18 protein-coding genes and 1 pseudogene are annotated in these 20,284 nt (G+C 70.7%); 11 read left to right on the top strand and 8 right to left on the bottom strand.

Annotated elements, in window-relative coordinates; genetic code table 11:
- Positions 1-70: 70 nt before the first annotated feature.
- Positions 71-364, bottom strand: a complete 294-nt coding sequence (locus A6P39_RS42570; RefSeq protein WP_275884305.1) for a DUF6087 family protein — start codon at positions 362-364, stop codon at positions 71-73.
- 60 nt (positions 365-424) lie between these two features.
- Complete coding sequence (locus A6P39_RS42575) at positions 425-1,744, bottom strand: Tat pathway signal protein (RefSeq protein ID WP_275884306.1); 1,320 nt, start codon at positions 1,742-1,744, stop codon at positions 425-427.
- A gap of 156 nt (positions 1,745-1,900) precedes the next feature.
- On the opposite strand from A6P39_RS42575, the gene A6P39_RS42580 reads away from it, so the two are divergent.
- From A6P39_RS42580 to A6P39_RS42600, 5 genes are all read left to right on the top strand, one after another.
- The gene (locus A6P39_RS42580; RefSeq protein WP_261686999.1) at positions 1,901-2,167 is read left to right on the top strand and encodes a putative ATP-grasp-modified RiPP; all 267 of its coding nucleotides are present in this window, start codon (positions 1,901-1,903) and stop codon (positions 2,165-2,167) included.
- A 3-nt stretch (positions 2,168-2,170) separates the two neighbouring features.
- Positions 2,171-3,169: an ATP-grasp ribosomal peptide maturase gene (gene tgmB, locus A6P39_RS42585; protein WP_275884307.1), complete on the top strand. Its 999-nt coding sequence runs from the start codon at positions 2,171-2,173 to the stop codon at positions 3,167-3,169.
- Positions 3,147-4,349: an ATP-grasp peptide maturase system methyltransferase gene (tgmC, locus tag A6P39_RS42590; protein WP_275884308.1), complete on the top strand. Its 1,203-nt coding sequence runs from the start codon at positions 3,147-3,149 to the stop codon at positions 4,347-4,349. The genes tgmB and tgmC overlap by 23 nt, the downstream gene beginning before the upstream one ends.
- 222 nt (positions 4,350-4,571) lie before the next feature.
- The gene (locus tag A6P39_RS42595; protein ID WP_275884310.1) at positions 4,572-5,243 is read left to right on the top strand and encodes a YdcF family protein; all 672 of its coding nucleotides are present in this window, start codon (positions 4,572-4,574) and stop codon (positions 5,241-5,243) included.
- Between the two features lie 28 nt (positions 5,244-5,271).
- Positions 5,272-6,072: a WbqC family protein gene (locus A6P39_RS42600; protein WP_275884311.1), complete on the top strand. Its 801-nt coding sequence runs from the start codon at positions 5,272-5,274 to the stop codon at positions 6,070-6,072.
- On the opposite strand, the pseudogene A6P39_RS42605 reads toward A6P39_RS42600, so the two are convergent.
- Positions 6,073-6,910, bottom strand: a pseudogene (locus A6P39_RS42605) (mobilization protein); the annotation flags it as partial. It abuts the gene before it with no gap.
- Positions 6,911-7,067: 157 nt separating this feature from the next.
- Between A6P39_RS42605 and A6P39_RS42610 the strand changes: the two are divergent.
- Both A6P39_RS42610 and A6P39_RS42615 read left to right on the top strand, forming a co-directional pair.
- Positions 7,068-7,493, top strand: a complete 426-nt coding sequence (locus A6P39_RS42610; protein ID WP_275884312.1) for an organic hydroperoxide resistance protein — start codon at positions 7,068-7,070, stop codon at positions 7,491-7,493.
- A 93-nt stretch (positions 7,494-7,586) separates the two neighbouring features.
- Positions 7,587-7,793: a hypothetical protein gene (locus A6P39_RS42615; RefSeq protein WP_275884313.1), complete on the top strand. Its 207-nt coding sequence runs from the start codon at positions 7,587-7,589 to the stop codon at positions 7,791-7,793.
- A gap of 120 nt (positions 7,794-7,913) precedes the next feature.
- Here the strand turns inward: A6P39_RS42615 and A6P39_RS42620 are convergent, their stop codons facing one another.
- Entirely contained in the window at positions 7,914-8,777 is an 864-nt protein-coding gene (locus tag A6P39_RS42620) for an SGNH/GDSL hydrolase family protein (protein ID WP_275884399.1), read from the bottom strand.
- Positions 8,778-9,201: 424 nt separating this feature from the next.
- Between A6P39_RS42620 and A6P39_RS42625 the strand changes: the two genes are divergently transcribed.
- The 3 genes from A6P39_RS42625 to A6P39_RS42635 all read left to right on the top strand — a co-directional run bounded on the left by A6P39_RS42625 (position 9,202) and on the right by A6P39_RS42635 (position 11,797).
- On the top strand, positions 9,202-9,648 hold the full coding sequence (locus tag A6P39_RS42625) for a VOC family protein (protein WP_275884314.1): 447 nt from the start codon (positions 9,202-9,204) through the stop codon (positions 9,646-9,648).
- 113 nt (positions 9,649-9,761) lie between these two features.
- Positions 9,762-11,201 (top strand): dihydrolipoyl dehydrogenase family protein, encoded by a 1,440-nt coding sequence (locus A6P39_RS42630; RefSeq protein ID WP_275884315.1) that lies wholly within the window; start codon positions 9,762-9,764, stop codon positions 11,199-11,201.
- Complete coding sequence (locus tag A6P39_RS42635; protein ID WP_275884316.1) at positions 11,198-11,797, top strand: GPP34 family phosphoprotein; 600 nt, start codon at positions 11,198-11,200, stop codon at positions 11,795-11,797. The genes A6P39_RS42630 and A6P39_RS42635 overlap by 4 nt, the downstream gene beginning before the upstream one ends.
- 811 nt (positions 11,798-12,608) lie before the next feature.
- On the opposite strand, the gene A6P39_RS42640 is transcribed toward A6P39_RS42635, so the two are convergent.
- The 3 genes from A6P39_RS42640 to A6P39_RS42650 form a co-directional block, all read right to left on the bottom strand.
- Positions 12,609-13,175 carry a hypothetical protein gene (locus tag A6P39_RS42640; protein WP_275884317.1) on the bottom strand — a complete coding sequence of 189 codons (567 nt, stop codon included), beginning with the start codon at positions 13,173-13,175 and terminating at the stop codon, positions 12,609-12,611.
- 330 nt (positions 13,176-13,505) lie between these two features.
- Entirely contained in the window at positions 13,506-14,270 is a 765-nt protein-coding gene (locus A6P39_RS42645) for an MBL fold metallo-hydrolase (RefSeq protein WP_275884318.1), read from the bottom strand.
- A 146-nt stretch (positions 14,271-14,416) separates the two neighbouring features.
- Entirely contained in the window at positions 14,417-15,154 is a 738-nt protein-coding gene (locus A6P39_RS42650) for a YbaB/EbfC family nucleoid-associated protein (protein ID WP_275884319.1), read from the bottom strand.
- Between the two features lie 274 nt (positions 15,155-15,428).
- Here A6P39_RS42650 and A6P39_RS42655 point away from each other — a divergent pair, with 274 nt between their 5' ends.
- The gene (locus A6P39_RS42655; protein ID WP_275884320.1) at positions 15,429-15,827 is read left to right on the top strand and encodes a 6-pyruvoyl trahydropterin synthase family protein; all 399 of its coding nucleotides are present in this window, start codon (positions 15,429-15,431) and stop codon (positions 15,825-15,827) included.
- Between the two features lie 69 nt (positions 15,828-15,896).
- Here A6P39_RS42655 and A6P39_RS42660 read toward each other — a convergent pair whose 3' ends face one another.
- Positions 15,897-19,997, bottom strand: coding sequence for a discoidin domain-containing protein (locus A6P39_RS42660; RefSeq protein ID WP_275884321.1), 4,101 nt, complete (start codon positions 19,995-19,997; stop codon positions 15,897-15,899).
- Between the last annotated feature and the right edge of the window lie 287 nt (positions 19,998-20,284).

The raw sequence follows: 20,284 nt of genomic DNA on the forward strand, positions 1-20,284 counted from the left end.
TCTGATCCCGAGCCGGGCGGCACCAGTGTTGGCCAAGTGCCCTCCGCCGCCGGGCGCCTCTACCGAGCCCCTACTCCTGATCGGTCGATTCGTGGGAGTCGAGCCCGTGAGCCCAGGCTGTGGCTGCTGCGAGGTGGGGGGCAGTACCGACAGGGACGTAGGCGAAACCGTCCCACTCCTCCAAGGCCCTGGGCTCCTCGGGCCGAAGGTGGCCGGCGCCGCCGTGCAGCGGCCGGTGACGCCGGTACTGGTCCATCGGGGGACGGCGCCGCTTGGCGTACGCGGCCAGCGGGTCGTCGGCATCGACGCGCGGGAGAGCGCGCGACGGCTGGTTCGGCGGTCCGGGACGGCTGTGCTTGCCCATGCGCTCGATGGTCTCAGGCCGCGATCGTGGTCGGCCGGGCGGCGGCGAGGTCCTTCGCCCTCACACGCACCTCGTCGACGGCGGCTGTCTCGTACGGGCGGGCCGCGTCGAGCAGGATGTTGAGCCGGGAGGCCACCAGTGCGGAGTCAACCCGAGCGGCGTCGTCGAGCGCCTGCTGAGCTGCCGCGGCGCCCCTCTCGGCCTCGCCCTCGTCGAACAGCGCGGCGGAGCCCGACGCGGTCCATGACGCGGACGCGGTCGAACCCCGGCTTCCTGAGTGTCAGCGCGTCCTCGAAGTGGGTGCTCGCTCGTGCGGGGACGGCCAAGCCCGGCGAGGTCCCGGGCGGAGATCGGGCGGGCGCCGGCGTGCTCGGCAGCGTCGAAGTACGCGACCCATTCGGGGACGTCCTCGCCGAGCCCGTCCGCCACGAGCTCATCGGCGTCGCCGAGATGCTGCTCGGACTGGCGCTCGTCGCCGAGGGCCGCGTGCACGCGCCCCGTCTGTGAGGCGACCAGCGCCTTGACCGCGGGCATCTTCGCCTTCGCCGCGGCGACACCGAGGAGGCCGAGGGCGTCGTCAGGGCGACCGAGGTAGATCATCTGGTGCGACATGCGGGTGACGATCTCCACCCCGCGGTCGCGCTGCCCGGCCTCCCCGGCCGCGTACACGCCGTAGCTCCAGTACCGCTGGGCCGTCGGGTACCGGCCACAGTCGTGGCTGACCCACCCGGCGAGCGCCGCCAAGTCGGCCGTCGCCGCGAACACCCGGGGGCGCAGACTCTTCGGAACGCCGTCCTGGATTCGGCGGGCGGCCTCGGCGAGCTGGGCGACGATCGCCGAGCGGTACAGGCCGCCGCCCTTGGAGGCGTCGGCCTTGGTGAAGAAGGCGGTCACGTCCTCCAGCGCGGTGACGGTGTCGGCGTCGAAGCCCTTGCGGCCGTGGTTCAGGGCGTGGGCGGTGCCGCCGAGCATCCGCTCGGCGGCGAGGATCAGCGGGGCGCCGACGGCGAGCTTCAGGGTGTCGCGGCGGTTCATGAACAGATCCATCTGCGTCCATCCGGCCAGGGTCTGGGCGGCTGCCTCGGTCAGCAGCGGGAGCTGGATGCTATCCAGCTCCGGGCCCGTGGCCGTCAGGCCGAGATCACCGGGAGTGAGAGGTTGTCCGACTGCGTCCGAAAGGACTTCCGCGAGCAGGGCGGGCACGGGCGGGCGGGGCCGTTCACCGTCGATCCAGCACCGGATGCGGGTCGCGTCCGGCGCGACCTGGCGGTGACCTTGGGCTTTGGCCGTCGCGGCGATGCGTCGGGCGATTTCGCCGTGGGACAGCCCGGTCGCCGCGATCCACAGCGCCAGGTGCGGGTTGCTGGATCTGTTGGCCATCGCTGCCTCGCCTTCCCCGCCTGCATATACGGAGCGTGGCAATTTCGCCACGGTTCGCGACCCCTACGGTACTGGTCAGGGCACCGGGCGGTCACCGATTCTGTGCAGGCGGGAGCCAACCGGCTACCGCCTGGCGTACAGGGGAAGGGACAACGCATGGCGACGCTTGCACCCGAGGCTCCGTGGGCGATGCGGCTGGTCACCGACCGGCTCCCGGTCGGCCCGCCGTCGTACGCGGCGGTGACGCTCGACCCGGTCACACAGACCGCGCGCTACACCGACAGCGCCGGCCAGCCGGTGGAGATGGGCAAGCACGGCACCAGCAAGACCACCGGCACCGCGTCGATGTCGGGTGGCGGCGACGGTCAGAACCCGCAGCCGCAGACCCAGGACGACAACACCACCGACTACGAGTCGGACTGACCGATGGCCTCCACCGTCCTGGTCTTCACCGCGCTGGAAGACGTCACCGCGGATTGGGTCATCGCCGCGCTGAACGAGCGTGAGGTACCCGTCGTACGCATCGACCCCGCCGACATCGGGCCCGGCCTGACCTTCGGCGCCCACATCGGTCCGGACACTCCGGTATGGGGCGGGCGGCTGCGTACGGCGAGCCGGGAGGTGGAGCTGGGGGAGGTGGCGGCGGTCTACTACCGCCGCCCCACCCCCTACGCTGCCCGGTACGAGCATCTCCCCGCCCAGCAGCGGGACTTCGCCGCCGCTGAGGCCCGGCACGGGCTCGGCGGCATCCTCAACAACCTGCACGCCGCGCTGTACGTCAACCACCCGGCCGCAGTGACCCGCGCCGACTTCAAGCCCGCCCAATTGCAGAGCTTCGCCCGGCTCGGGCTCCAGATCCCGCCGACGCTGATCACCAACGACCCTGAGCAGGCACGCAAGTTCGCAGCCGAGCACGAGCACGTCATCTACAAGACGTTCCGCGGCCTGCCCCGAGGCGAGGACGGGCACACCGGCGCGATCTGGGCCCAGCGTGTCGATCCTGAGACCTTCGACGACTCGCTCGGGGTGATGCCGCACCTGTTCCAGGCAGAAATCCCCAAGACCGGCGACGTGCGGGTGACCGTGGTCGGCCGACGCGTCTTTGCGAGCCGGATCGAGGCTCCGGACGGCGCCTTGGACTGGCGCCGCGGCGACTGGGACGATCTCATCCACACGCCCGTCGCCGTCCCGGCCCCGATCGAGGAGGCCCTGCACCGCTATCTGGCGTCGTTCGGCCTGGTCTTCGGCTGCTTCGACTTTGCTCTCACCGGCCCCGAAAGCGTGACCGAATCCTGGACGGCCATTGAGTGCAACAGCAACGGGCAGTGGGGCTGGCTGCCCGACGCACCGGCCATCACCGAGGCGTTCGCCGACATCCTGACCAGGAAGGAGACGGTGGACCATGACCATGCCCACCGACCTTGAGACCGACGCGGCCCGCCTCCGCGAGGCCATGGCGAAGGCCCTTGCCGAGGACAGAGTTCTCACCGATCCGGCCTGGCGACAGGCGGTGGAGAAGGTACCGCGGCACCGGTTCGTTCCCGGCTTCTACCTGCCCGCCGACGAGCGCGACGGACAGGGCCTGACGGTATGGGAACCGGCCACCGCCGAGCTCGATTTCGGCCGGTGGCTGGCCGCCGCTTACTCCGACACCACGCTCATCACACAGTTCGACGGCGACGAACCCGACTGGAAGAACCCGGCGGTACGGCACGGCGGAGCCCCGACATCGTCCTCCACGCTGCCCTCGCTCGTACTGCGGATGTGGGCCGACGCCGACCTCCAGGAGGGACACACGGTGCTGGAGATCGGTACGGGGACCGGCTACTCGACGGCGCTCGCATGCGAGCGCCTCGGTTCCGCCGACGTCACCAGCATCGAGGTCGACCCGCACAGACTGGAGACGGCTGCGAGCGCACTGTACGGCTGCGGCTACACCCCCACACTCGCCGTGGCGGACGGGCTGTACGGCTACTGGCCCGAGGCCCACTTCGACCGGATCGTGGCCGCCTGCTCGTTCCGCGCCGTGCCGCCCGCGCTGCTGGCCCAGACCCGGCCTGGCGGGAAGATCCTGCTCACCCTCAGCGGCTGGCTCTACGGATACGCCCGCGTCCTGCTGACCGTCGCCGAGGACGGCACGGCCGAGGGCCAGTTGCTGGGCGGCACAGTCTCATTCATGTCCGCGCGTGCCCACGCGGCGCCGACGTTCGGCAACCCCGCCCACTGGGCGGCCGGCCTGCCGGAGAAACCACGGACGGGCCGGCACAGCCCGCAGCGGATCACCAGCGCCACCGAGGAAGCCTTCCACCTACGGTTCCTCGCCCAAAGCGCGGTGCCGGACGCACAGATGACGACGGTCGGCGACGTGGTGCACCTGGTCGACGTGGTGACCGGCTCAGCCGCCACCCTCACCCCGTACGACGGCGGTTGGCAGGTGCGCGAGGCCGGCCCCGTGCGGCTGTGGGAGCGCATCGAACGCGCCCTGGACGCCTATGACGAGGCCGACCGGCCCGGCCCGGAGACATTCACCCTGCACGCCTACGACGGCGGACAGCACCTGCGGCACCCTCAGATGCCTGGCCTGCCGCTGCCAAGGCTGTTTTGACCTATGCCCCGGAGCGCGGGCTGTACCGCCAGTTCTGTCCCGTGCCCTTGTACTCGGCCACCGAGATCGTGCTGCTGCCGGGAGCCATCCGCGCGACATAGAGCACGCCGTCCAGGTGTCCTCGACCACGCGGCACAGGTGGCCCGCCAGTATGGGCTGAGCCACCAGCTCCGCAGCATCGAGGGCTTCCGAAAGGGTCAGCAGGGATGAGTCAGGGAGCCAGTGCCGGAGCACGAGCAGCGCCAGATCACCGACGAGCAGTTCCACGACGCGACACTAATCTGGAACTACCACCAGATGGGCCACGAGCAGCGGCCCTGCTCGGCGGCGATCGGTCTCGGCAGCCACGACCTCGGTGTGGCCACCACATCCGCCGATCTGTACCGTGCCGGTCTCTTCCCCGTCCTGGTTTTCAGCGGCGGCAACAGCCCCACGACCCGTGCCCGCTTCCCGCGCGGCGAGGCCGTCCACTATCGCGAGCACGCCCTGGGCCTGGGCGTGCCGGACGCGGCGATCCTGGTCGAGTCGAAGGCGGCCAACACAGGCCAGAACATCACCTTCTCCCGCGAGCTGCTCGCCGAGGCCGGGGTGGAGATCGAGTCGCTGCTCCTCATCTCCAAGCCCTACATGGAGCGCCGCTCCTACGCGACCTGCCGCAAGCTGTGGCCCGAGGCCGAGGTCGTCTGCGCCTCCGAGCCACTGGAACTGGACGACTACATCAAGTCCATCGGCGACGAGAAGCTCGTCGTCGACATGCTCGTCGGAGACCTGCAACGGGTGATCGAGTACCCGAAGCTCGGTTTCGCCATCGAGCAGGAGGTACCGGGGGATGTCTATGACGCTTACGAGCGACTCCTTGGCGTCGGCTTCGACAGCCGCCTCATCAGCCCCTGAGCCACCCCGTGTCGGCCCGCCGAGCGGGGTGTGCGCGATCCATCAACCGAACCTGTTCCCACGACTATCCACTCTGGCGAAGATCTTCGCCGCCGACCGCTGGATCGTCCTCGACGACGTGCAGTTCGCCCGGCGCGACTACCAGCACCGAGCACGTCTCGCCGCCTTGGGCGATCCCGGTCGGCAGCAGTGGCTCACGCTGCCGACGCACCTTCCCTATGGACGTCCGACACTGATCAGCCAGGCTCGGCTTGTTGATCCCGGCCGCTCGCGTCGGACGGTCGAGTTGCTTGTGCGCCAGTACTACGGGCACAGCTCACACTGGCGTGTCGTGTCCGAGGTCCTGGGCGCGGTTGTGGACGCGCTTGCCACCACAGACCGTGTGGCCAGCATCGCGAGAACATCGACGGTCGCCATGCTCGGCGTCCTTGGCTGGCCAGGGGAAGTGCTGGACAGCAGTAGGATTCCGGCCCGCCAAAGCCGGTCCGAGCGCCTTGCCGACCTCGCCGCGGCCACCGGTAGCACCCACTATCTCTGCGGCACCGGCGGTCTGCGCTACCTCGACCCCGATCCCTTCGATGCCCACGGCGTCCCCGTACTGCCCTTCTACACCCCTGCGGATACCAGCGACCCGGCTCTGGCAGTGGGCCCGGCGGTCCAGCAGCCTCTGGGCCCTGAGCGAGGTCGGTCCCGGGACACTGGCGAACCACCGGGCGGCCCAGCGAGGAACTCACCGCCTTGGATTCGCCTCGTGACCGCCCCAGATACTTCGGACGCGGCACAAGAAGCTCTGGAACTGGTCATGCCTGAGTTGTCCGCCCCGGCCTGATCAGCGCCGCCGAGCTTGGGCCGGTTGCAGGGCGGCTGGGAAAGCCGCCGTTGTTGCTTGCAGTGGTACGCCGGTGCGCTGTGCTGTGCTTCGGGCCTGCGCTGCGCGGGCGCGCGCTGGGCGCCGGCCTTTCACCGAGGCGCTGGATCCGCCAGGTTAGAACCCGTGCGGGGTGTCGGGCATCGTCCAGGGCTCGCTGGTTGGCGGTTTGCTGAAGGAGCCGATCCGGGTCGTGGCCGACCGCCTCAGCGTCAGTCAGCACGGTGACTAGAGCGTCGAAGGACGGGTCGTCCAGGATCTGCTGCGCGTGGTCGGGCACAGCCTGGTGAATGCGGCGGATGTGCCGGTCCACCGCTTGCTGCGGAGGTCGGCGCTCGGCCAGCGCGGCCAGAGGAGAGGCAGCCGCCTGGTCGTAGGCGGCCTGAAGGTGGACCAGGGTCTGGTGGGCGGCGGTGACCTGCTGGCCGTGGTGGCGGAGCTGATGCCAGCGGGCAACGGCGATGACAGCGAGGATCGCGGCGTCCAGGAACATCGCCAGGACGGCCCCGTCCCTGAGGACGGGCTCGCGGACCATGGCCCGCACGGCACCGCGCAGGGCGCGGGCGTGGTGGTGTTCGGCCCGGATGCGAGAGCGGCTGGCGCGCTCGAATTTCGTGGCCGCCTCTCGGAGCTGAGAGCGGAGGGGTGTGGGTGCGAGGAGGGGGAGGGCGTCGAGGGCCTCGCCGAATGTGGCGAGGTGAGCCTGGGCAGCTTCGTCGTCGGCCTCGAGGTGGTGGGGGATGCGTTCGGCGACTGCGGTGGCCTGATGCCAGAGGTTGGGCCTGCGCCGGCCCGGCTGGGGGCCGTGCGCCCGCGTTCCCGTCCAGAGATCAGAGTCACCGCCTTGACAGGTGCCGCGAAGAGTTGCCAGGATTGCATCACCACCTCAACCGGTGACACGAAAATGTCGTGGTCGGGAGGTGATCGAGGACCATTCGAGATGGGGAGCACCAGTCATGGCAGTCAGCTACACCGCCGTTGTCGACGTCGACGGAGAGGGCCGGAACGGCGGTCATGTCCGCTCCTCCGACGGCCTGCTGGAGACCAGCCTCGCTCTCCCGAAGGAACTCGGCGGCGCCGGCACCGCGACCAACCCCGAACAGCTTCTCGCCGCGGGCTGGGCTGCCTGCTTCCTCGGCGCCCTGCGCCGCGCCGCGAGCCAGCGCAAGATCCGGCTGACCAGCACCACCATCACGGCCGAGATCACCCTCACCCACGGCGACGACGGCGAGTTCTCCCTCTCCGCGGTCCTCGCCCCGGTGCTAGGCGGCGTGGACCAGGCCACCGCCGAGGAACTCGCGCACGCCGCCCACCAGATCTGCCCGTACTCCAAGGCGACGCGCAATAACGTCCCCGTCACGATCAACGCTGCCGCAGCCTGACGCACCCTCGTGACCGCGGGTCCCGTGCCCCCTCCGCATGGGACCCGCTCCTCAGCCAGACCCACACCGACGACCGGAGAGCGAGGGTAGGCCATGGCCTCGACGAGGTATACACACGTATGGAACGTCAAGCAACGTCACTCCGCCCCCGGCCGTGTCGCCGCCGTCTCCGGCGGGCGTCCGTCCCGGGACACGGCACACCTCGCGGAGCGTGGGTGGCCCACCGACACACAGATGTGGAACTGGGCGGAGAGCGTGGTGCTGTCGGGGAACGGCCCGTCGGCATCCAGCTTCCTGTGAGGGAGGGCCAGGGCGCGGAGAACGCGGTGTCGGAAGGGCCGGCCGGGTAGCGGAACGGGCCGGGACGGCCCGGCACACCGACGGGCACCCCGGGCGGGCGACCACGCTACGACGGCAAGCTCAGCGGTGCCACGTGTGACGCGCGAGCGCGTTCTCGACGGCGCGGGCCATCGCACCCTCACCCGTGGCGTTGGGGTGCACCGGAGCCGCCGGCGTCTGGGGGGCGAAGGTCTCGATCCACCGCTCGCCGGTCGGCCGGCACAGGTCGTGCCCGACGGTCGGCGTGTACGTGTTCACGTACTGCGCCCGGTTGTGCCGCGCCTGGCGGGCCAGCATCCCGTTGAGTTCCTTCTCCTTGTCGCGGAGCCAGGCGAAGTCGCCCGCGGCCAGCGGGACGGACTTGCTGGTGCAACCCACTCCGTCCTCGGGGAAGAGGTCGGGGTAGCCGACCAGCACGACGCGGGCGTGCGGCGCGCGGCGGTGGATGTCGCGGAGTACCGTTGCGACCTTCGGCGCGGTCCGAACGATCGCATCCGAGACCTGGTCCGTGCCGGTGCCCGCGAAGTGGGACCGGCACGGCGCGCCCGGCGCGTCGGTGGACATGAGCTGCACACATGTGCCCAGCACGGTCGAGAAGCCGATGTCGTTGCCGCCGATGGTGACAGTGACCAGGTCGGTTCCCCGGCCAAGGGCGTCCAGCTGCGGCGACACGCCGTTCCGGGTGACCGTCATGTCGGCGGTGGTGGCACCCGAGCAGCTGACGTCCGTCAGCGTCGCGGCCCGTGAACGCGCCACCAGCGAGGGGTAGTTCTGGTTGGATCGGAGGCACTTCGCGTCGACCTGAGTGGGCACGAGCGGCGCGGAGGCGTACGAGTCGCCGAGGGCGACGTAGTCCACCTCGTGCCGCCTCTCCGTAGCCGTGCTCGCCGCGGCCGTGCCAGCCGGGGCGAGGGCCGCTCCGGCGCAGAGCAGTACGGCACCCACCGCGAGCGCGCGTCCCGCGCGGGAGGTGGGGAAGACTTTCCTCAAGGCCTGTTCCTTCCGTGATCGGTCGGTGGTCCCCGCCCGCCGGCGTCTGCGGTCGTCTGCCACGTCTGCGTGCCGGGGGTGATGAACACCCTGCGCACAAGTGGCTGAGGGCGAGGCATCCACCATTCACACGTATCCCAACGGCGTCGGGTGTCGGTCGCGCCGGTAACGAATCGGTCACCGATGCCGGGCCGGACCGGAGACGGGAAGCGTCCCGCGGAAGACATGACTGCCGACACAAGTGCTGCGGCCCGACCGGGACGGACAGTCAGGTGACCGATGTGGAACGCGACGCCCGCCGACCACAGTTGGCACACGTCCGCGCGGCATCCGGCCGGCCTCACTACGTATTCCGACCATCGAAAGCGAGATCACAGCCATGGACCTGAAGCTCGAAGTCGTCATTCTTCCCGTGTCCGACGTGGACCGTGCCAAGGGCTTCTACGTGGAGCAGCTCGGCTGGCGCCTCGACGCGGACTTCCCGATCAACGCCGGTTACCGGATCGTGCAGGTGACCCCGCCCGGCTCCGAGTGCTCGATCATCTTCGGGGAGGGCCTCACCGAGCAGGCGGCGGGCACGCTGCACGGCCTGCAGCTGACCGTCACCGACATCGTCAAGGCCCAGGAGGAGCTGACCTCTCGCGGTGTGCGCGTCTCCGGGCCGTTCCGCGACGAAACCGGTGCTTTCCACCACGCCGGTGACGCGCACCGGATTCCCGGTCCGCACCCCGAGCGGGCCAGCTACGGCACCTTCGCCGCCTTCGCGGACCCCGACGGCAACGAGTGGTTCCTCCAGGAGGTCACCGAGCGTGCCCCCGGCCGCTGAGACCCGGTCGCGGTGCGGCCGGCCTTCCGACCGCGCCGTGCCCGCCACCTGGGAGACCACGACACCCATCCGACCGGCATCCATTTGACCGCCATCCGTCCCACGGAGGACACATGACGACCGAGAACATCCGCACCTACGACGTCATCGTGATTGGCGCGGGACCGGTCGGAGAAAACGTCGCGGACCGCACCGCCGCCGCGGGCTTGAGCACCGTCATCGTGGAGAGCGAACTGGCCGGCGGCGAGTGCTCCTACTGGGCCTGCGAACCCAGCAAAGCACTGCTGCGTCCCGCCCTGCTCCGCGCCGACGCCCTGCATCTTCCGGGTCTCGACCCCGCCGTCAGGAACCCCCTGGACACCGAGGCGGTCCTGGCGCACCGCGATCGCATGTCCGCCGACTGGCAGGACGACGGCCAGGTCGAGTGGATCAAGTCGGCCGGCATCGACTTCCTGCGCGGCCACGGGCGCCTGGCGGGGGAGCGCGAGGTGTCGGTGGGGACCGCCGACGGCGACACCGTCCGGCTGCGAGCCCGGCACGCCGTCGCCGTGTGCACCGGCAGCCGCGCGGCTCTGCCCTCGCTACCCGGCATCGAGGCCCTGCGGCCCTGGACCAGCCGCGAGGCGACCAGCGCCCGGCGGCCGCCGCGGCGCCTCGCGATCGTCGGCGCCGGTGTGGTGGGTGTCGAGATGGCCACCGCCTGGCAGGCTTTGGGCAGCAGGGTCACCCTTCTCGCCCGTGAGGAAGGGCTGTTGCCCCGCATGGAGCCCTTCGCGGGCGAGCTGGTCACCGAGCGGCTGCGGGAAGCCGGTGCGGACGTACGGTTCGGGATCTCGGTCGTCGCCGCCGAGCGGGTGCACGACGGCGAGGTCAGGATCACGCTGTCGGACGATGGTGAACTCGTCACCGACGAGATCCTGTTCGCCACCGGTCGAGCCCCGCGCTCCGAGGACATCGGGCTCGACATCGTGGGGCTGACCCCGGGCGACTGGCTCGCCACCGACGACAGCCTGACCGTCACTGCCGTCCCGGACAACTGGTTGTACGCCGTCGGCGACGTCAACCGCCGGGCGCTCTTCACCCACCAGGGCAAGTACCAGGCCCGCATCGCCGGCGCAGTCATCGCGGCCAGGGCACGGGGCGAGGAACTCGGCACCGGACGCTGGGCGCCGCACAGCAGCACGGCCGACCTCGAAGCCGTACCGGGTGTCGTCTTCACCGACCCCGAGGTCGCCTCGGTGGGCATGACCGTCCGCGAGGCCGAGCGCACCGGCCGCGCCGTCGATGTCGTCGACTACGACATCGGTCACCTCGCCGGCGCGATCCAGTACCGCCCCGACTACCGGGGCAGGGCCCGGATCCTCATCGACCGGGACCGTCAGGTCGTCGTCGGCGCCACCTTCGTCGGGCCGGGAGTCGGCGAACTGCTGTACTCGGCCACCGTCGCCATCACCGGTGAGGTGCCCGTCGAGCGTCTGTGGCACGCCGTACCCGCGTTCCCCACCATCAGCGAGGTGTGGCTGCGCCTGCTGGAGACGAGGCGGGACTCGTGACCACCGCGCGGGACCTCGCTCTCGTCGCCCTGGGCCTGCCGCCTGACCGGCTCGTGGAGCAGGGCGACCTGTCCCTCGCGCTCGCGGGGGCCGAGGCGGTCGATCTCGTACAGCGCGGGGCGCTGACCCTGGACGGCGACCGCATGATGCCCGGCCCGCGGCCGGCGACGGGCGACCGTCTGCTGGACCAGGCGGCCGCCGCGCTCGTCCGGCAGGAGCCGCACGAGACGGTCGAGGACTGGCTGTGGCGCCGCGGCAACGGGCTGACCGAGGCCTACGTCGACGAGTTGGACCGGGCCGGGTTCCTCGTCCACCCCCAAGGGCACGGATTCCGGGCGCGGTTCGCGCCGACCATGCCGGCCGACTCGCCGGAGCGCCGTCGCGCGGAGGAACGCCGGGCCTCGGGCGAGCCCGTCCTCGCCGCTCTGACGGATGTCCTGAGGATCGGGCACGCCCCGCTGGATACCGGTGAGAGCCTGGCCGGGGACGCGGCGGCATTGCTGGCCGCCGTCGGGGACGCGGTGGCGCAGCTGGAGGCCGTACGGCTGCGGCGGGGCGTCGAGGACGCCGCGTTCGACAACGTGTGGCGAGGCTAGGACCGGATCCGCTGAGTGCCGAAGGCTGAGTGAGTCGTTCCGGATGCGTGGGAGAGCACTCCACATGTACGGTGCGGCGCCGCCGAGCCCTTCTCGTGCTGCGCGGCAGAAGGCGCGGTACCTCGGCGCAGGGCATCCCCGGCTCTGTCTCACTCACGGGCAGGTCGGTGTCCCCTCGACGACCGTGGACGCAGCGGAAGCGGCGGAAGGCAGGCTCCCCGACCAGATCCGTGAGGGCGGGCCCACCCTCACGGATCTGGTCGGGCCAGGCTGTCGGAGGAGGCAGGGTTCAGTTCGGTCGGCTTTCTCGTGAGCGGCGCCTACCCCGGCGTCATGGACACCGTCGCGCTCGCCGCGGCGGCGGGTGCCACGCACGGCATCGGACTGATCGGCATCCCGCTGCTCGAGCCGGTATGGTCCCCGGCCCCGCCTGGCCAAGGAGATCGCGGCCATCCGTGCTCCGTGGGCCGGCTCAAGTACGGGAACTGGCGGGGCGCGTCCACAACGATCGTGCGGGCCCACCAGCACGCGGCCGGTGCCCGCGAGAAGGGGCCCCGGCCGACGAACCGGCCGGCGAACCGGCCGACCACGCCATCGGCCGGTCCCGCGCGGACCGACCGCGCAGGGCCACCTCGCGGCCGATGCCCACTGCCGCCCTCTGGCGTTCCTTCACCGAGGTCATGGCCCGCCTGCGCGTTCCCCGACGACGTGGCCGTAGCTGCGACAGGGCAGCCGGGGCGGCGCGGCATCGTCACCCGTTACGAGAAGCCCGCGACCATCCGCCTCGACCATCCACCTGGCCGGACTCCGCTCAGGCGACGGCGTCGGCCGTGCCCGGCTTCACCAGGGTGTACATGACGGCACGCTGCTGCTTGTGACGCCGGATGCGTCCCTTGGCGACCAGGGCTTCGAGCGTGTTCCGCACCACCTGTGGCGTGGGGTTGCGGTCCGGATACTTCTCCATGAGTTCGTCCCGCAACTCCTTGGCCAAGCGCGGCTCTTTGTGCTTGCCGAGCATGTCAGCCAGGAGGTCACCGAGCAGAGGACGGCGCGACTTCCCCTTCGCGCCGGCCTTCGCCGTGCTGCCCGCCGGTGCGGTTTTGGCCGAGGCCTGGTGCCGCGACGAGGTTCTGGAAGGGGTCCGCTTCGCCTTCGCGACGACGGGCTCTTCCTGCAACTGCTCGGGCAGACGTGACGGGTCCGCGAAGCCCTCGTACCGCTCGGCGAGGTTCAGGATGTCCGCCAGAAGGGCCTCCTCCTGCTTCAACAACCTGATCCTCTCCGTCAGCTCCTGCTGTCGTCGGCGGTTCTCCTCCAAGTCCGACGCGGCCTGTTCTACGTACCGCGATCGGAGCGTGGCGGCTGACTGGCTGGTCACAACCGTTCACTCCCTCGATATGGATGCTGCTGCGCATGGTACCCACCTTGAGGGGCCTGTGCAGATAAGTGTCGACGCCGACGGTCTGTCGGGCACCTTCACTCTTCACGATAAGCGCCGACGTGCCGCGCATGTAGGCCGTGTGCCGGAATTCCTGCAAGCCGGCGACGGCTGCAACTTGCGACGGTTCATCGGTGCGTGATCTCCACCCGCACACGGTTCCCTTCGAACACATTGCCCGGCGAATACGTCGTCGAACCTCGCTGACGGCACCTTGGACCGCCGTGTGCCGAGGGAGGGGGTGTCGTCCGCCTGCCTCTGCTGGCTCCGTCACCGCTCGGCGCGCTCGCGGGCCGTCAGGGCGGCCTCCTTCGTCGACCCGTGGTGCACGGGGCCGTGACCAGGCACAATGATGCCCGCGTCCATCTCCTCGATCACGGCCAGCGAGTCGATCGCCCGGGCGCGGTCGGTATGGAACATGCCGGGCAGCAGCTGCGGTCCGCTGGTCCGTGACGTGGGATGCGCGGTCACCAGGGCGTCGCCGGTGATCAGGATGCCGCTGTAGGGCAGGTGGTATGCGCAGTGGCCTTTGGTGTGTCCCGGGGTGTGCACAGGAACGGCGGCGCCGGGCAGGTCCAGTGCCTCCGGCGTGGGGAAGGCCTGCGGCTCGTGGACCGGAACGTGGATGGTGCCCCCGGCACGCAGGGCGCTCACGGCCCACCGGAGCACACCGGGCCGCCATGCTTCGGCGAGTACCTGCCCGGCAGACACCTGGTCGAGGAAGTCGCGGCGGGCGTGCGGTACCTCGTCCCGGTGCATGAGCACGGGTATGCCGTACTCGGAGCGCAGGTGTTCGGCGGCACCGAGGTGGTCGTTGTGCGCGTGGGTGACCAGGACGGCGGCCACGGAGTGAGCGTTCAGCCCGACAGCCTCGAGTGAGGCCAACACGGCGTCGCGGTCGCCGGGGTAGCCTGTGTCAACGAGGGTGCAGCTGTCGCCGTCCTTGATGATCACCCAGTTGGTGTCGCTGCCGGATACCGCATAGACGTTGCTCTCGACGCGGACGATGTCGTCGTCGTGGAGGATCTTCGGCATGGTCGTTCTACGTCCTCTCGTCACGGTCGTGCCCCCGGACGGGCCCGCCGCGGGGGGCGAGTGTGTGAATGAGAAACCTACGTGGGTGCGGACGGGATGTGTCAGCGGCGTCGAGTGCGGGTGAACGAGAGAGTCGCCTGCCGCCGTCAGGCGGATTCGGTGGTCGTGCTTTTCCGGGGACGTTCCAGAGCCCCCGGACACCCGCACCCCACAGGCGGACAGGAGCCGCACACGGCGTCCCGCAGCGCCATGACGGCCTCGTGCAGCTCTGCCGGCAGGGCGGTTCGTGAGGAGGCGGGCCGGGTGTCGAGACGACTGCGGCCCCACAGCGGCCCCTGAAGCTGGGGCCTCGCTCCGCCCCGGACCCCCGCCCCTGCCTCCTGCGTGCCCGGCCACCACGTGCCCACGGTGCCACCGGCCTTGACAGCGCCGCAATCGCGGACGCGGGCAGGGCCGGCCACCGCCGCCCGGCTCTCCCGCACCAGGCGATGCCAGCACATGGATGGTGTCTCCTGGACCTCCCGGATCGCCTCGGGCCCGATCCGTTCGACCCGGGGCACGGGCTCCGCGGACACCGGCAAAGGGAAGCTTGTGGACATCATCACGGCGGTGGCGCGGGCCACGACCTCGGCGCCGGCCGTCGTCAGAGCCTCCAGGACGCTGTCGGCGAGCTGCGGCGCCGCCATCTCCCGGTACCGCCTGTCGACGAACCGCACGCCCGAGGCCCGGCCATCGGCGCCCAGGGTGACCTCGACGACGCCGTCCCTGGAACGGACCGTCACCGACAGCGCCCTCATCTGCTCCTGGACCTTGGGCAGAATCCCGTGACGCTCGGCGAAGTCGGCAAGGACCTTCTCCAGGCGCCTTCCCAGTGACGTCTCCATCGTCTTCCTCCGCCGAACTCGCTCGACCTCGTCAAGGTGTCGGAAGGCAACCGGGCCGTGAGCCTTCCGACACATGATGGACACGAAGCGTGCGCACATTTGGTTCACATACCGGGGAAGGCCGGCCCGGATCCCGGTACCCGCCCGGGAAACATCCTGAGTCACATGTGGCCCCGGATATGCTCCGGGCGACACTCCGCCGAGCCGGACGGAACAACCCACGTCGAACCGCCTTACCGGATGGATTCGTCGTGGCGCCCCACCTGGAGGATCTTTGTTCAGCATCACCGTACGTGACCACATGATGGTCGCCCACAGCTTCCGCGGCGAGGTCTTCGGGCCCGCTCAGCGGCTCCACGGGGCGACGTTCGTCGTGGACGCGACGTTCCGGCGCCCGGACCTGGACGACGACAACATCGTCGTCGACATCGGTCTGGCAAGCACGGAACTCGGCAAGATAACCGGCGAGTTCAACTACCGCAACCTGGACGACGAAGAGCAGTTCCACCAGATCAACACCTCGACGGAATACCTCGCCAGGGTGATCGCCGACCGGCTGGTCGAGGCGATCCACGCGGGGGCGCTGGGGGAGAACGCCCGGGGCATCTACGAGGTAGCCGTGACGCTGCACGAGTCGCACATCGCGTGGGCCAGCTACGAGCGCAGCGTGTGACCCGTGCCGGGGAGCCCGTGCCGCCGTGACCAGGGCGGCGCGGGCTCCGGGCCTCTCGCTGCCGCAGTACTAGCCGTGCACTGTGACCGGGGCAGTGTTGTACCCCTCCACCCGGAGCTTGGGTCGGCCCGAGGCCACGGCGGAGGCGGGCCACGACAAGGTCACCGTACGTGTCTCATCGGGCAGCAGCCACAGGTAGTTGTCGTCGTAGAGCGTCGGCAGGACACGGGCGCCGTCCTCGGCGTCCAGCAGGGAGAGCCGGACCATCGCGGCGACCATGGACCCCCGGTTGCAGACCGTGGCCCTCGCCTCCCGCCGGTCTCCGTCGCGCGACACGTGGGTGATGGAGGCGGACAGCGTGGCCTGCTTCACCCTGTCCAGTGCGCGCAGCGCCTCCGCAGTGCGGCAGCGCCAGTAGGTGTTGCGCGACAACACCTGTCCCCGGTCGTCCGCGAGGGTCAGCCGCAGCAGGTGCAGGGCCGGCAGGTCGTCAGAGGGCGCCGCGGTGAACGCCCGGGCCGTGGCGGCGGGGCCCACGTCGACGCGGGCGCGTCGGGTCTCGGCGATCCGGCGGCCGGACAGATCGTACGTCTCGGCGGTGACCGTCGCCCCCGTCAGTGCCCCACGGGTGTGGTTGACCGCGATGACCTGCCACTTCACCGGGTCGGCCTGGACGTGCAGGGGCTCGCAGGCACGCTGGCAGCCGACGAAGGCGCCGTTGACATCGAAGTCGTAGTCGTAGGTCTGCCAGACGGTGCTGTGCCAGGCCGGGTGGGACATCCACAGCATCAGCCCGCTGGCGTTGACCCACAGGTTGGCGTTCCAGGCCTCGAACATGGCGCGGAAGTTCTCGTAGTTGACGAACTGCGCCTTGAGCGTGAAGTCGTCCAGGTCACGGGCCGGTCCGAGGCGGGTCTCGATGGCCGCCTTGTAGTTCTGCGGCGCCTGGTTGCCGTGCTCGCTCCAGTCGTGGTGGTACCAGGCGCCGCCGATCGGCCACTGCGGCCCGTCCTCGCCCACCATCGCGCGGGTGCTGGCGGCGGTGGAGACGACGGGCATGCCGATCTCGGTGTGGAAGCCGAAGTCCCTGCTGCCGTACGTCGACGGGTCGAAGTACCGTTCCGGCTCCACCCAGCTGTAGGGGCCGCCGCCGGTGACGACGCCCCCGGCAGAGTTGTTCTGGTAGAGGATCCCCGGCGCCCGGCTCTGCACCGCCTCGCGCATGCCCTGGTCGACCGCGGCCGGCGGGTTGCCCTCGTTGGCGCCGCACCACACGGCCACGCACGGGTGGATCCGGTAGCGCAGCACGGTGTCGCGGGCCACGGAGACAAACGCCTCGTGATCCGGCGGGTCCATGCTCCAGGCGTTCGGGAAGTCGTTCCACACCAGGATGCCGTGTTCGTCGCAGGCCGCGTAGAACTCCTCGCGGTTGCTGCTGCCGACCCAGTTGCGGATCATCGTGAAGTTCATGGCGCGGTGCATGCGCACCGCCGCGTCCATCCGCGCCGCGGGCATCCGGCGCAGCAACTCGTCCCAGCCCCAGTTGCCGCCGCGCACCAGCACCCGGACGCCGTTGACGCTGATCTTCAGCGGGTCGGGGGTGTTGGCGACGGTCGTGACGTCGGTCCAGGTGGAGCCATCGTCGGAGACCTGGATGGTGTACGTCTTCGGATAGGCCTGCTCCCACAGGACGGCCACGCGATCGAAGCGCCGGGCGGCGCCGAGGTCGACCTGGATCCACTGGTGGTCTTCGTAGGCGGAGGACCAGCGGGTGCCGGGGTTGCCGTCGGTGGCCTGCGCGGCCGGATGGCCGTCCTCCTCGCTGGAGGCCGTGGCCGGCTGGTGCAGGGCGAGGTCGGTGCCCGGCGCGGAGCTGTCGATGACGGCCAGGGACCACAGGGAGTTGCCCCAGCTGGTGTTGCGGATGCCGCAGGACAGGCGGACGTAACGGGCCGTGCTGGCCTCGAAGTCCGTCACCCGGAGGCCGGCGTCACCGCTGTTGAAGGGCAGCGGCACCGCCGTGTTGTCCACGGACGCCGCGTCCGTCCACTGCTCGCCGTCCTCGGAGACCTGCACCGTGAAGGTCAGCGCGTAGGCCTGCTCCCAGACCAGGTCGACCCGGTCGAAGGACTGCACCGAGCCGAGGTCGACGCGGATCCACTGGTCGTCCTGCCACGCCGAGGACCATCGGGTGCCTGCGTCGCCGTCGGTGGCGTTGGCCGGCCCGTGGTCGTCCTCGTCGGTGCTGGAGGCCGTGGCCGGCTGGTGCAGGGCGAGGTCGGTGCCGGGGCGGGCGCTGTCAAGGACGGACAGCGTCCACAGCGAGTTGCCCCAGCCGGTGGCCCGGGTCAGGCACCGGACGCGCACGTGCCGGGCGCGCCGGGAACCGAGCTGGACGGTCTGGGGGTACGCGTCGGAGGAGGGCGTGAACTTCAGCGGGGTGTCGTACTCGTAGCCGAACTGCCGTATGCCGAAACGGGTGGTGCGCCGGTCGCTCTCCGCACCGCCGGTCCGGGCGACCAGGGTGAGGTCGTGCAGCGTGGGCTCGCCCAGGCCGTTGGGCCACCACAGCTCGGGATCCCGCACGCGCAGGCCGCCGAACGCGCCGGGTGTGAAGACGACATCGATGTCCTGGCCGGCCGGGACGGTGACCGTGCGCGAGACGCTGACGTCGCCGAACGCGGCGGACACGGTGGCCTCGTGGTCGGCGGAGTCGGCGTTGCGCACCGGGACGGTCACGGTCAGCTCGGCCACCGACAGGTCAGGCAGGGAGGGCAGCACGGTGTCCACGCGCGGGTCGCCGAGCACGACGGGGCCAGTCGATCGCAGCCGCACGTGGTTCCAGATGCCCGCCCCGCGGTCGCGGACAGCCGGCATCCAGTCCCAGCCGGACGAGGCGAGGTACGTCGGCGAGTTGCGGTTCATCGTGTCGGCACCGGCGTCCACCCAGGACTCGCCCGCGGGGCCCTTGTCGCCGGGACTGCCGGGTACCGGCATGGGGGAGATCCTTACGGCGAGGGCGTTGCCGCCCTGGTCGGCCAGGAGGTCGGTGATGTCGAGGACGGAGCGGGCGAAGGGGTACGTCACCTCGCCCGCTCCGTGTCCGTTGAGCCAGATCTCGGCCTTGTGGTTGACGCCGTCGAACTCCAGCCAGACGTGCCGCCCGGCGCCGGTACGCAGGCCGCGGGGCAGGTCGAAGTCCCGGCGGTACCACCAGGAGTGCCGGGACAGCGCCTCCGGAACGCGCAGGTTGTTCAGCCCCGCGACCGGGTCGGGTAGCTTGCCCTGGTCCACGAGGGAACCCAGCACGGTGCCGGGCACGGTCGCGGGCAGCCAACGGCTGGTGTCCACGCCCGTCCTGGACAGGGCCGCCCCGTCGCCGTCCGCCCAGTCGTCCAGGGTGAGCGTCCAGCCCGACTCCAGCGGTACGGTGCCGTCGGCGGCGACGGCGAGCCGGGGCACCTCGCCGTGGTGGGTGCCCCAGTCGGTCCAGCCGGTGGCCTTCGGGCGGTGGCCGGGTGCGGTGCCAAACACCTCGAAGCCGTTCAGGCCCAGCGGGTTGGCGCTGGAGCGCCTGCGGGTCGTCATCCGCACCCAGCGGGCCGTGACCGGATGCGCCAGCGGGATGTCCACCACGCCGCCGGTGCCGGCGGTCGTGCGGTACACACTGGTCCAGGAGTCGTGGTCGCGGGAGGTCTCGACGACGAACTCGGTCGCGTAACTGGAGAGGATCTCCTTGCCGGTGGTGCCCTGGCGCGGATTGCCGCTGCTCGGCGGGGTGAACACCGGGTCGCTCGCGTCGGCTTCGAAGGTCAGCTGGATCCGGTCGACGCGGCAGTCCGCCTCCAGGTCGACCGAGATCCACTGCGGGTCGCCCGCCTCGGCCCGCCATCCGGTGCCGCGCACGCCCTGGCCGGGGAGCGCGTCCACCACGAAGTCGGCGGGTGCGGGGGCGTAGGCCTGCGAGGAGGCCTGGACCGGACGGTAGGCGGCGATCTCACCCGGCGCGGCGGACGCGCCGGGCGGCAGGCTCGCGGTCCCGGGCCGTTCGGCGGCGCCGGCGACGGACGGGAACACCGTGCCGAGGCTGAACCCGGCCAGCAGCGTCGAGCCGGTGGCGACGACGGCACGCCGGGAGGGGCGTTGCGGCGGACTCGGCTGTTCGGCCATGAGATGAGTCGTCCAATCACAAGGGGTCGGTCGGGGGTGGCGCGCGTTGCCGGGAAGAGGGTGGCGTTCGCGGTCTGACAACGTTGCCATAGGCTGTTGCCACGGCCGGTTCCCTGTCAAGGCTCGTGACGGTGACGGATGTTGCGGAGCCGCGTGTGCGAGGGCGCATGGCGGCGTGCGCGTGGCCGGGCGACCGGGAGGAAATCCTGACGGGCGGGCTACCGTGTCCGCGTGGTCACACATGTGACCGTTGACGATCCCTGTCCCGTGACCTGCAAAGAAACGTG

Origin of the sequence: Streptomyces sp. FXJ1.172 (assembly GCF_001636945.3) — a bacterium.
Taxonomy (GTDB): Bacteria; Actinomycetota; Actinomycetes; order Streptomycetales; family Streptomycetaceae; genus Streptomyces.